Annotated in this window: 7 protein-coding genes; 5 read left to right on the top strand and 2 right to left on the bottom strand. The window is 70.7% G+C overall.

Translation table 11 applies throughout. The features are described from left to right. Positions 1–161: 161 nt before the first annotated feature. Positions 162–1,394: a glucose-1-phosphate adenylyltransferase gene (glgC, locus tag C1I93_RS02355; protein ID WP_111241534.1), complete on the bottom strand. Its 1,233-nt coding sequence runs from the start codon at positions 1,392–1,394 to the stop codon at positions 162–164. 94 nt (positions 1,395–1,488) lie between these two features. Here glgC and glgA point away from each other — a divergent pair, with 94 nt between their 5' ends. From glgA to C1I93_RS31330, 5 genes are all read left to right on the top strand, one after another. Further along, a complete protein-coding gene (gene glgA / locus C1I93_RS02350; protein WP_111241565.1) occupies positions 1,489–2,685 on the top strand; it encodes a glycogen synthase in 1,197 nt (398 codons plus the stop codon). A gap of 366 nt (positions 2,686–3,051) precedes the next feature. Further along, a complete protein-coding gene (locus C1I93_RS02340; protein WP_146603406.1) occupies positions 3,052–6,291 on the top strand; it encodes a family 78 glycoside hydrolase catalytic domain in 3,240 nt (1,079 codons plus the stop codon). 64 nt (positions 6,292–6,355) lie between these two features. Beyond that, positions 6,356–8,377 carry an alpha-1,4-glucan--maltose-1-phosphate maltosyltransferase gene (locus C1I93_RS02335; RefSeq protein ID WP_111241532.1) on the top strand — a complete coding sequence of 674 codons (2,022 nt, stop codon included), beginning with the start codon at positions 6,356–6,358 and terminating at the stop codon, positions 8,375–8,377. Further along, positions 8,365–10,467, top strand: coding sequence for a 1,4-alpha-glucan branching protein GlgB (gene glgB, locus C1I93_RS02330; protein ID WP_111241531.1), 2,103 nt, complete (start codon positions 8,365–8,367; stop codon positions 10,465–10,467). The genes C1I93_RS02335 and glgB overlap by 13 nt, the downstream gene beginning before the upstream one ends. Before the next feature lie 117 nt (positions 10,468–10,584). Continuing rightward, positions 10,585–11,115 carry a hypothetical protein gene (locus C1I93_RS31330; protein WP_181444983.1) on the top strand — a complete coding sequence of 177 codons (531 nt, stop codon included), beginning with the start codon at positions 10,585–10,587 and terminating at the stop codon, positions 11,113–11,115. Between the two features lie 93 nt (positions 11,116–11,208). Here the strand turns inward: C1I93_RS31330 and C1I93_RS02320 are convergent, their stop codons facing one another. Then, positions 11,209–12,249, bottom strand: a complete 1,041-nt coding sequence (locus C1I93_RS02320) for an App1 family protein phosphatidate phosphatase (protein WP_111241530.1) — start codon at positions 12,247–12,249, stop codon at positions 11,209–11,211. Positions 12,250–12,459 lie beyond the last annotated feature (210 nt).

Raw genomic sequence — 12,459 nt, 5'->3', positions numbered from 1 at the left:
GTTCGCGACTGCGGGGCTCCGCTGCGCTGCACTCCTCGCGCTCACGGCTACCTGCCTTTCGTTCGCGACTGCGGGGCTCCGCTGCGCTGCACTCCTCGCGCTCACGGCTACCTGCCTTTCGTTCGCGACTGCGGGGCTCCGCTGCGCTGCACTCCTCGCGCTCACGGTTCTACCTTCTGGCCTTTGCCGATGACCACGATGCCGTTGTCGGAGACGGTGTAGCGCTGCCTGTCGCGTTCCAGGTCCACGCCGATCTCGGCGCCCTCGGGCACGTAGACGTTCTTGTCCAGGATGGCCCGGCGCACCACCGCGTGCCGGCCGATCTCGACGCCCTCCATCAGCACCGCGCCGTCCACGTGTGCCCAGGAGTGCACCTTCACCTTGGGCGAGACGATGGAGTTCTCCACCAGCGAGCCGGAGATCACCGCGCCGGGCGAGACCATCGAGGCGACCGCCCGGCCGACCCGCTCCCCCCACTGGTGGACGAACTTGGCCGGCGGGTACGGCGGCTGCTCGGTGTAGATCGGCCAGTCGAAGTTGTAGAGGTTGAACACCGGATGCACGTTGATCAGATCCATGTGTGCGTCGTAGAACGAGTCGAGCGTCCCCACGTCACGCCAGTAGCCCAGGTCCCGGTCGGTGCTGCCGGGCACCTCGTTGTCGCGGAAGTCGTAGACGTTGGCCTCGCCCCGCTCGACAAGCATCGGGATGATGCTGCCGCCCATGTCGTGCTTGCTGGTCTTGTCCTCGGCGTCGCGTTCGACCGCCTCGATCAGCGCCCGGGTGGTGAAGACGTAGTTGCCCATCGAGGCGTAGATCTGGTCGGGGGCGTCGGGCAGGCCGACCGCGTCGGTGGGCTTCTCCCGGAAGGCCCGGATCCGCCTGCCGTCCTCGCCGACCTCGATCACACCGAACTGGTCAGCGGTGGACAGCGGCTGCCGGATGCCGGCGACGGTGACCCCGGCGCCGGAGGCGATGTGGTCTTCCACCATCTGCCGCGGGTCCATCCGGTAGATGTGGTCGGCGCCGAACACGATCACGTAGTCGGGCTGCTCGTCGTAGATCAGGTTGAAGCTCTGGTAGATGGCGTCGGCGGAGCCGGCGAACCACCACGGGCCTCGGCGCTGCTGGGCGGGCACCGGAGTGACGTAGTTGCCGAGCAGCGTCGACATCCGCCACGTCTTGGTGATGTGCCGGTCGAGGGAGTGGGATTTGTACTGGGTCAACACGACGATCTTGAGATAGCCGGCGTTGGCCAGGTTGGAGAGGACGAAATCGACCATGCGGTACATCCCGCCGAACGGGACGGCCGGCTTGGCCCGGTCCGTGGTCAGCGGCATCAGGCGCTTGCCCTCTCCGCCGGCCAGGACGATCGCGAGCACCTTGGCAGCCATGAACAGACGCTATCCATAGCCGTGCCGGTTCACCACTCGTACGGCACAGTTACGCGACGGGTGTGGCGTCGAATTCTGCACTAGGGTGCCGGTCATGACCGACTCCAGCCCGCTCCGCGTCGACCTGCTCACCCGGGAGTACCCGCCGGAGGTCTACGGCGGCGCCGGGGTGCACGTCGAGTACCTGGCCCGGGAGCTGCGGCGGCTCACCGACGTCCAGGTGCACTGCTTCGGTGCGCCGCGCACCGAGCCGGGCGTGCGGGCGTACGCCGAACCGGCGGGGCTGGCCGGCGCGAACCCGGCGCTGCGGACCATGGGCGTGGACCTGGAGATGGCGGCCGGCTGCGCGGGCGCGGACGTGGTGCACAGCCACACCTGGTACGCGAACCTGGCCGGGCACACCGCGAAGCTGCTGTACGGGGTGCCGCACGTGGTGACCGCGCACAGCCTGGAGCCGCTGCGGCCGTGGAAGGCCGAGCAGCTCGGCGGCGGCTACGCCCTCTCCTCCTGGTGCGAACGCACCGCGTACGAGTCGGCCGACGCGATCGTGGCGGTGAGCGCGGGGATGCGCCGCGACGTGCTGGCGGCGTACCCGTCGGTGGATCCGGACCGGGTGCACGTGATCTACAACGGCATCGACACCGCGCAGTACGCCCCGGATCCGGGCACCGACGTGCTGGCCCGGCTCGGCATCGACCCGGCCCTGCCCAGCGTGGTCTACGTCGGCCGGATCACCAGGCAGAAGGGCCTGCCGCACCTGCTGCGCGCGGCCCGGGACCTGCCCGCCGACACCCAGCTGGTGCTGCTGGCCGGTGCCCCGGACACCCCGGAGATCGCCGCCGAGGTACAGGGCCTGGTCACCGAGCTGCGCTCACGCCGGTCCGGGGTGATCTGGGTGGCCGAGATGCTGCCCAAGCCCGAGGTGATCCAGGTGCTCACCCACGCCACCATCTTCGTCTGCCCGTCGGTGTACGAGCCGATGGGCATCGTCAACCTGGAGGCGATGGCCTGCGAGACGGCGGTGGTGGCCACCGCCACCGGCGGCATCCCCGAGGTGGTCGCCGACGGCGAGACCGGCCTGCTGGTCCCGATCGACCAGGCCGGCCTGGATGGCACGCCGGTGGATGCGGCGCGCTTCGAGGCCGACCTGGCGGGGCGGCTGAACGAGCTGCTGGCAGCTCCCGAGCGCGCCGCCGCCCTGGGCCGCGCCGGTCGCCGGCGCGCGGTCGAGCACTTCTCGTGGGACGCGATCGCCGCCCGGACCCTGGAGCTCTACCGCTCCCTGCGGTAAGGAGGGGCCCCCTGCTAACGCCTCGTGTATAGGAGGGGCCCCCTGTTAACACTTCCCAGCACGGCTCGCGGTCAGCCACTCGGCGTGATCAACTCAAGCTTCGGAAAGTACGTTCGATAGCGCTCCCCGTCCCGGGTGAGCAGTCGGTACCCGCACACGGCGGCATGCGCGCCGAGATACAAGTCAGCGATCGGCGATCGCTTGGTACCGCCCTGCCTGCGGTAGGCAACGTACGCCTTGCCGGCGAGAAAGCCGGCCGGGTAGGGCAGTTCCTCGCGGAGGAAGTCACCAGCTGGCAGCGCCTCGTCCTTCCTGCGGTGGAGAGCGGTTGCAGGGGTCGTGACGTGATGTGGGTAGGGTCTGCGCGTGCGCGAGATCAACAATCGAATCGGTCTATCCCGTCGGCGCCTGATGCGGGCCGGCGGAACCGTCGCCCTCGGTGCTGCGACCGGGCTGTCCGGCGGCGCGGCCATCGCCAAGGTGACACCGGCTTCCGCAGCGCAACCCGGGCCGACCGGGCTGCTGACCGCCCTGCTGGACACTCCGCTCGGCGTGACCCCCGACCGGCCGCGACTGAGTTGGATCGTGCCGGCCCTGCAACCGGCGGCCCGACAGGTCGCCTACCAGGTCCAGCTCGCGTACACCCGGGACGACCTGCTTACCCGGGGCGGGGTGGTCTGGGACAGCGGCCGGGTCGACAGCGGCGACTCGACCGCCGTCGCGTACGCCGGTCCGCCGTTGCGGCCCTCGTCGCTCTACCACTGGCGGGTCCGCACCTGGGCCACCCCGACGCTCGCCTCGGGCTGGTCCGAGCCGCAGGCGGTGGTCACCGCGGCCGGCGACACCTGGACCGCCCGGCCCATCTGGGCACCCGACGGTGCGGTGACGTTGCGCGACGGCGTGCTCGACGTGTCCGTCACCATCACCTCAGTCGCCGCCAGCCTCTGGTTCCGGGCGCAGAGCGCCAGCAACAACTACCTCTGGCAGCTCCGGGCCGGTTCCCCCGGGGTGCTGAAGACCCATGTCCAGCGCAACGGCACGTACACGGTGTTGAGCGAACGGTCGCTCGGGCTGCCGGTGGCGACGGGCACGCCGTACCGCTTCCGGGTCGAGTTGGCCGGTTCCACCATCCGGACCTATCTCGGCAACACCCTGATCGACACCACAGTCGACGGCACGTACGCCTCGGGCAGCGTCGGGTTCCGCAACGGCAGCACCGAAGCCCACCGGGTGCACTCGGTCTCCTTCACCGACCCGACCGGCACGGTCCTGCTGAACGAGGACTTCACCGACGGACCTGGCGCCTTCGTCGGCGGCACCGTCACCGGCGGCGACCTCGTCGTCGACCGTGGTCAGTCGCTGCTGGCGACGCTGGGCGAGAGCAACGACTGGGCGCTGCTGCGCACCGAGTTCGTCCTTCCCGACAAGCCGATCGCCGCCGCGTACGTCCATGCCACGGCGCAGTCACCCGAGCCGACCCGGCAGTACGTCTACAAGCTCTGGGTCAACGACACCGTCGCGGGCGTCGGCCCGGTCCGGGCGATGGCCGACGAGGCGCGCTATCAGACCCACGACGTGGCCGCCCAGCTGAGCGCGGGTCGCAACGTGATCGCGGCGCTCTGCTATTCGCCGCAGGAACGCGCCTTCCTCGCCGAGTTGGTAGTCGTGTTCGCCGACGGCACCCGCCAGGTGGTCGCGACCGGCGACGGGTGGCGGACCCGGCGGGCGGGCCGCTGGCGCCCGGCGGCGGGCTTCACCGGGGGCGGCTACTACCAGGCCCCGCAGGAGTATCTCGACGCCCGGCACGAGCCGGTCGGCTGGACGGGGCGCGGCTTCGACGACCGGAGTTGGCAGCCGGCCACCGCGGCGGCGCTGAGTCGCCGGCTGGAACCGGCCTGGGTGTCGAACATGGCCTACACGTACCAACGCCCGGTCGCGGTGGAGCGGCTCGGGGCGGGTCGGTGGCTGTTCGATCTCGGGCGCGTGGTGGTCGGTGGCATCAGGTTGTCGGTGAACGGCCGGGCAGGTCAGACGGTGGAGGTCCGGCTGGGTGAGGAGCGGACCGCCACCGGTGCCCGCTACGACCTGCGGTCCGGGCAGACCTACCGCGAGGTGTGGACGCTGCGCGCCGGATGGCAGCAGCTCGAACACTGGGGCTACCGCGCGTTCCGCTGGGTCGAGCTGGTCGCCGACCCGGCGCTGGACCTCACCAACGCCGTCGAGGCGGCTGTGCTCAAGCTGCCGTGGAACGACGACGACGCGACGTTCGACAGCTCCGACCCCGACCTGAACCGGGTCTGGCAGATGTGCCGCTACTCGATCGAGGCCACCCGGCAGGATCTGTACCAGGACACGCCCACCCGCGAACGTGGCCCGTACGAGGGCGACGCCATCATCAACCAGCTCTCGGAGTACGCCACCCAACGGTCGTACGCGTTGGCCCGGTACTCCACGTCGTACCTGGCCCGCCGGCCCACCTGGCCGGCCGAGTACCGCTTGCAGACGGTGCTGACCGCCTGGGAGGACTATCTCGCCACCGGCGATCCGAGCAACCTGGCGGCCGACTACGACCTGTTCGTGGACCGCCAGCTCGACGAGGCGCTCAACGCCGCGGGTCTGGTGGAGAAGAATCCCGGCAGCTCCAGCCAGAGCAACGCCGATCTGGTCGACTGGCCGGCGAGCAACCGCGACGGGTACGTCTTCACCCGGGTCAACACCGTGATCAACGCGTGGCAGTACGCCGCGTTCGAGGCGCTGGCCCGCATCGCCGGCGTGCTCGGCCGGGCCGCCGACCAACGCCGGTACGCGGAGCTGGCCGCGCGGCTGCGGACGGCCCTCAACAGTCAACTGCTGGACCGGACGGCCGGGGCGTACCGCGACGGGGTGGGCACCACCCACCAGGCCCAGCACGCCACCGCGTTCCCGCTGGCGCTCGGCGTACCCGAGGAGCGCGACGTCCGCGCCCTCGGCACCTGGCTCGCGGCGCGCGGCATGCGGGTGAGTGTCTACGGCGCGCAGTTCCTGCTGGAGGCGCTGTACCGGGCCGGGCTGGGGCACGCGGCCCACGGGCTGCTCACCAGCCGCGAGCAGTTCTCCTGGCTACACATGATCGACAACCTGGGCGCGACGATCGTGATGGAGGCATGGGACCCGTCGATCAAGCCGAACACCACCTTCTCGCACGCCTGGGGATCCGCGCCCGCAAACATCGTGCCCCGCTTCGTCGCCGGTGTCCGGCCACTGGCGCCCGGCTACCGCGAGGTGCTGATCGCCCCGCAGCCGGGCCCGCTGACCTGGTTGCACGCGAAGGTACCGACGATCCGCGGCCCGATCGAGGTGTCGCTCGACCGCCGCAACGGCTTCCGCCTGACCGTCGACCTACCCCCCAACGTCACCGGCCGCATAGACCTCGACCTGACCCAACTCGCCATCCCCGCCTCCCACCCCCTCCACATACAAACCGACGGACAGTCCCCCACAACACAGATCGCCGCAGGCCGCCTGACCATCACCCCGATCGCCGCCGGCCGCACCCGCGTCGATCTAGGGCCAATCGTCGCTGCAGGAGATCAACTCACGACAGTTGGCCCTAGATCGACGCGGTGAGCGGCGGATGGGGTTCCTGGTTGTCGGCTGAGCGCGAGGGGATCTCGCACAGTAGGTTGAGGCGGTGAGTGGACGGTTCCCAATCGAAGACGTGTCCCCCGCCGTCGCCTGCGGGCGTTATCCGGCTCGGGCGGTGGTCGGCGAACTGGTGCCGGTGTCGGCAACCGCGTACCGGGAGGGGCATGATGCGCTGGGCTGCAACGTGGTCTGGCTCGGCCCGGACGGAAGGGCACGGCCGTTCACCCGGATGCGGCCCGGCGAGCCCGGAAAGGATCGCTGGCACGCCATCATCACTCCCGACGCGGTCGGCGAGTGGATCTTCACGGTGGAGGCGTTCAGCGATCCCTACCTGACCTGGCACAACGCGGTGACCAAGAAGATCGCCGCCGGCCAGGGCGCGGCCGAGTTGGCCAACGACCTGGCCGAGGGCGTACGCGTGCTGGACGCCGCCGTGGTGCCCGAGGCGGAGCAGGCCCGACTCGACCGCGCCGCACGGGCCCTGCGCGACGGTGATCTGCCGTTGCCGCAGCGGGTCGGTCCGGCGCTGGAGTTGGCCGACCTGCTCTGGGAGCACCCGGTGCGGGAGCTGGTCACCACCGGCGCGGAGTACCGCATCTGGGTGGACCGTGAGCGGGCGCTCTTCTCCGCCTGGTACGAGTTCTTTCCCCGCTCCGAGGGGGCGATCCCGGCCACCGTCGACGCGCCGGCCCGCTCCGGCACCTTCGCCACCGCCACCGCGCGGCTGCCGGGGGTGGCCGAGATGGGCTTCGACGTGCTCTACCTGCCGCCGATCCACCCGATCGGCCGGGTCAACCGCAAGGGCCCCAACAACAGCCTGGTCGCCGGCCCGGACGACGTCGGCTCGCCGTGGGCGATCGGCGCCGACGAGGGCGGGCACGACGCCATCCACCCCGATCTGGGTACGCCGCAGGACTTCCGCGACTTCGTCGTCGCCGCCGCTGCACACGGCCTGGAGGTGGCGATGGACCTGGCGTTGCAGTGCGCCCCCGACCACCCCTGGGTCACCGCGCATCCGGAGTGGTTCACCACCCGGGCCGACGGCAGCATCGCGTACGCGGAGAACCCGCCGAAGAAGTACCAGGACATCTACCCGCTGAACTTCGACAACGACCCGGAGGGCATCCGGGCGGAGGTGCTGCGGGTGGTGCGGCACTGGGTCGGCGAAGGCGTGAAGATCTTCCGGGTGGACAACCCGCACACCAAGCCTGTCGACTTCTGGCACTGGCTGATCTGGGAGGTCAAGCGGACCGACCCGGACGTGCTCTTCCTCGCCGAGGCGTTCACCCGGCCGGCGATGATGCACGGGCTGGCCAAGGTCGGCTTCACCCAGTCGTACACGTACTTCACCTGGCGGACCTCAGCGGCGCAGATGCGCGAGTACTGCGCGGAGTTGGTGGCGGCGGCCGACTACATGCGGCCGAACTTCTGGCCCAACACCCCCGACATCCTGCACGCCTCGCTGCAGCACGGCGGACCGCCGATGTTCAAGATCCGGGCGGTGCTGGCCGCGCTGCTCTCCCCCTCCTGGGGCATGTACGCCGGCTTCGAGCTCTTCGAGCACGTGGCCCGGCCGGGCGCGGAAGAATACATCGACAACGAGAAGTACGAGCTGCGGCCCCGGGACTGGGCCGAGGCCCAGGCACAGGGGCGCTCGCTGGCCCCGTTCGTCGCCACCCTCAACCGGGTCCGCCGGGACAACCCGGCCCTGCACCGGCTGCGCAACCTGGTCTTCCACGACATCGACAACCCGGCGCTGCTCTGCTGGTCCAAGCGGGATCCGGTGACCGGCAACACGGTGCTGGTGGTCTGCTCGTTCGACTCGCACACCGTGCAGTGGGGCAACACCACCCTCGACCTGCCGGCGTTGGGGTTGGACTGGCATGACCGGTTCACCGTGCACGACGAGCTGACCGGGGCACGCTACGAGTGGGGGCAGCGCAACGCCGTACGCCTCGACCCCTATCTGCAACCCGCGCACGTGTTCACCCTGCCCGACTCCAGTGCCGCCGGTCCCCGCGGCGGCTCCGACACCGTGACGAAGGACGACGCCCGATGGACCAGCTGATCTCCGGGGAGACCCACGACCCGCACGCCGTGCTCGGGGCGCATCCGGCGGACGGGCGTACGGTGATCCGCACCCTGCGCCGGGGCGCGGGTGAGGTGAGCGTGCTTGTCGGGGAACGGCGGTACCCGGCCAAGCGGGTGCACGACGTGGGTGTCTTCGAGGCCGTCGTGCCCGGTACGGTGCTCGACTACCGGGTCGAGCGGGACGGGCAGCGGCACGACGACCCGTACCGCTTCCCGCCGACCCTGGGTGAGCTGGACCTGCATCTGATCGGCGAGGGCCGGCACGAGCGGCTCTGGGAGGCACTCGGCGCGCGCGTCCTCGACGGCGGCGTGGCGTTCGCGGTGTGGGCGCCGAACGCCCGCGGCGTACGCGTGGTCGGCGACTTCACCGGCTGGGCGCCCGACGACGGCTGGCCGATGCGGTCGCTCGGCTCGACCGGCGTGTGGGAGATCTTCGTGCCGGGGGTGCCGGCCGGTGCCCGGTACAAGTACCGCATCCTCGGTGCCGACGGGTACTGGCGGGACAAGGCCGACCCGCTCGCCGGGTACGCGGAGGTGGCACCGGCCACCGCCTCGGTGGTGCATCACTCGACGTTCCAGTGGAACGACGCGGACTGGCTGGCCCGGCGGGCTCAGCGGCAGCCGCACCAGGAACCGATGAGCGTGTACGAGGTGCACCTCGGCTCGTGGCGGCCCGGCCTGGGCTACCGGGAGCTGGCCGAGCAGCTTGTCGCGTACGTGACGGAGCTGGGCTTCACCCACGTGGAGTTCCTGCCGGTGATGGAGCATCCGTTCGGCGGCTCCTGGGGCTACCAGGTCACCGGATACTTCGCGCCGACCGCCCGGTTCGGTGACCCGGACGATTTCCGTCACCTGGTGGACCGGCTGCACGCCGCCGGCATCGGGGTGATCCTGGACTGGGTGCCGGCCCACTTCCCCAAGGACGAGTGGGCCCTGGCCCGCTTCGACGGCACCCCGCTCTACGAGCATCCCGACCCGCGTCGCGGCGAACACCCCGACTGGGGCACGTACGTCTTCGACTTCGGTCGCCGCGAGGTGCGTAACTTCCTGGTCGCCAACGCGCTCTACTGGCTGGACGAGTTCCACGTCGACGGGCTGCGGGTGGACGCGGTCGCCTCGATGCTCTACCTGGACTACTCCCGCACTGACGGGCAGTGGGTGCCGAACCAGTACGGCGGCCGGGAAAATCTCGAGGCCATCGCGTTCATGCAGGAGACCAACGCGACGGTCTACAAACACCACCCCGGGGTGGTGATGATCGCTGAGGAGTCCACCGCGTGGCCCGGGGTGACCCGGCCGACGAGCGACGGCGGGCTGGGCTTCGGCTTCAAGTGGAACATGGGCTGGATGCACGACACCCTGCTCTACACCTCGAAGGACCCGATCTACCGGCAGCACCACCACAACCAGCTCACCTTCTCCCTGGCGTACGCCTGGAGCGAGAACTACGTGCTGCCGATCAGCCACGACGAGGTGGTGCACGGCAAGGGCTCACTGCTCGCCAAGATGCCCGGCGACCAGTGGCAACGGCTGGCCAACGTCCGCGTGCTACTGGCGTACATGTGGGCGCACCCGGGCAAGCAGTTGCTCTTCATGGGCTGCGAACTCGCCGACGACCGGGAGTGGAGCGAGGAACGCGGCCTGGACTGGTACCTGCTGCACGACCCGGCCCGGGCCGGCGTACAGCGGCTCGTCGGTGACCTCAACCGGGTCTACCGCGACACCCCCGCCCTCTGGACGCAGGACACCTCCCCGGCCGGTTTCCGCTGGTTGGCCGGCGACGACGTCGCCAACAACACGGTGTCGTTCATCCGGATCGCGCTCGACGGCACGCCCCTGGTCTGCGTGGCCAACTTCTCCGCCCTGCCGCTGGACGACTACCGCGTCGGCCTGCCGTCGGCGGGTGCCTGGGCGGAGGTGCTCAACACCGACGCGCATCACTACGGCGGCTCCGGCGTGGGCAACCTCGGCACCGTCCACGCCGAGCACCTGCCCTGGCACGGCCAACCCGCCTCCGCCTCCCTGCGCGTCCCCCCACTCGGCGCCCTCTGGCTACGTCCGCAGTGAAAGGAGGGGCCCCCTGATAACGCCTCGTGTATAGGAAGGGTCCCTTATTAACACTGAACCGTGGGCGCTCCGGGTCCGTACCTCCGAAGGCAAGGGACGCGACTGGGCGGAGGATCTATGGCGAGCAGCGGGCGTACGGCCGGAAGGCGCGGGACCTCGCCGCGGCAGCGGAAGATCGCGAGTGTCGCGGCGATCGGGGTGACCCTGGGAGTGGCCTTCGCCGTGGCGACCGGCACCAGTTCGGCAAGCGAGAACTGCGAGGGCCTCGACACCGCGGTGGGCAACAACCTCGCCTTCATCGCCGACCAGTTGGTGTTCCCGGACGCGCTCTCCGAGGCCCGGATCGCCAACCGGCAAGCCGTGATCGACCAGCTCGAACAGCGGCGGGCCGCGGCCGGCTGCACCGGCGAGGTGGAGGTGCCGGACGCGGATCCGAACGCCGCGCTCAACGGTGGTGCGGCGGAGAACTGCGACGGGCTCGACACCGCCGTACGCAACAACCTCGCCTTCATCGACGGGCAGCGGCGCAACCCCGACGCGCTCTCCGAGGCCCGGATCACCAACCGGCAAGCGGTGATCGATCTGCTTGAGGATCGTCGTACGGTGGCCGGTTGCACCGGCGAGGTCACGCTGACGCCCGGCGGCTGACGCGGCGGCCGCGGGCAGCCGGGCACGCGGCCTCCGCCGCCGGGTGGAGCCGCACGCGACGCTCCGCCCGGCGGCGGAGGCAACCCACAGGCCCTAGACCAGGCCGGCGCCGCGCAGCAGGGTCCAGAGGCCGGCGCCGTCGGGGGCAGAGAGCCACTTCTGCCCCACCGGCCCCTCTTCCGGACGATCGTGCGGGACGGGGAGGCTACCGGCGAGCACCGACTGGGCGGGTGAGAGGCGGCGGATCGCCACACCAGCCACGTTGTCCGGGTGCGCGGCGGCGAACTCCCGGTAGATCTCCTGGTCGTGCTGGCCGTCGTCGCCGACGAGCAGCCAGCGTACGTCGGGGAACTCCTTGGCCAGCCGGGCCAGGGTGGCCCGCTTGTGTTCCCGTCCGCTGCGGAACCAGCGGTCCTGGGTGGGTCCCCAGTCGGTGAGCAGCAACGGTCCGGCCGGATAGAGGTGCCGGGACAGGAACCGGGTGAGCGTGGGGGCCACGTTCCACGCCCCGGTGGAGAGATAGAAGACCGGGGCGCCGGGGTGGGCGGTGACCAGTCGCTCGTACAGCACCGCCATGCCGGGCACCGCCGCGCGGGCGTGCTCGTCCAGGACGAAGGTGTTCCACGCGGCGAGCAGCGGACGCGGAAGTGCGGTGACCATCACCGTGTCGTCGATGTCGGAGAGGATGCCGAAGCGGACCTCCGGGTCCAGGATGCGTACGGGGGCGTCGACCGGCTCGACGTCCGGCATGCTGAGCCGCACCGAGCCCCAGCCCGGCGGCAGGTCCGCCGCCACCATCGTGTCGATGAAGCCGCTGCGGTCCGCCTGTGCCTCGTGGGCCACTCCGCCGGTCTCGATGGTCACTGTGACGTGCTTGGCCGGCAGGGTGGTGAAGCTCCGCCAGCCCCGGACCTTCTCCAACCGACCCCGCTGGCGGGTGTCCGGCCGCCCCAGCAGCACCCGGCACATCACCCGTACCCAACCGGGCGCACCGTATCCGGTGTAGGCGATGATGTTGGTCCGCCAGCCGGTCCGCCGCAGCCGGCGTTCGACAAGCGCGTGCACGGCGTCCTCGATCCGTGCGGCCCGATGCAGGTTCGGTATGGCCAGTTGGCCAGCGGCGGTGGGTGGCACGGGTGCAACCCTGCCACACCCCGGCGACCTCGGCCACGCGAGCACACCGGTACCCCGCGCCGCCGGGCAGCGGCGGGACCGCGCCGGCATCCGGCGCGGTTCGTCGGCTGGTCCGCCGCATCCGCGCTCCCGGTACGCCAGTTGTTAAGAGGGGGCCCCTCCTATACACGAGGCGTTAACAGGGGGCCCTTCCTTGCGAGGGGGTGGGGG

It is taken from the genome of Micromonospora endophytica, from assembly GCF_003236305.1.
Taxonomy (GTDB): domain Bacteria; phylum Actinomycetota; class Actinomycetes; order Mycobacteriales; family Micromonosporaceae; genus Micromonospora; species Micromonospora endophytica.
The sequence above is the reverse complement of the archived record's forward strand: the minus strand, read 5'-3'. Positions and strand labels throughout refer to the sequence as shown.

What these genes read in the sequence shown, in the direction of transcription:
- glgC (WP_111241534.1), bottom strand. Translation starts at nt 1,394, where the DNA reads ATGGCTGCCAAGGTGCTCGCGATCGTCCTGGCCGGCGGAGAGGGCAAG.
- glgA (WP_111241565.1), top strand. Translation starts at nt 1,489, where the DNA reads ATGACCGACTCCAGCCCGCTCCGCGTCGACCTGCTCACCCGGGAGTAC.
- glgB (WP_111241531.1), top strand. Translation starts at nt 8,365, where the DNA reads ATGGACCAGCTGATCTCCGGGGAGACCCACGACCCGCACGCCGTGCTC.
- C1I93_RS31330 (WP_181444983.1), top strand. Translation starts at nt 10,585, where the DNA reads ATGGCGAGCAGCGGGCGTACGGCCGGAAGGCGCGGGACCTCGCCGCGG.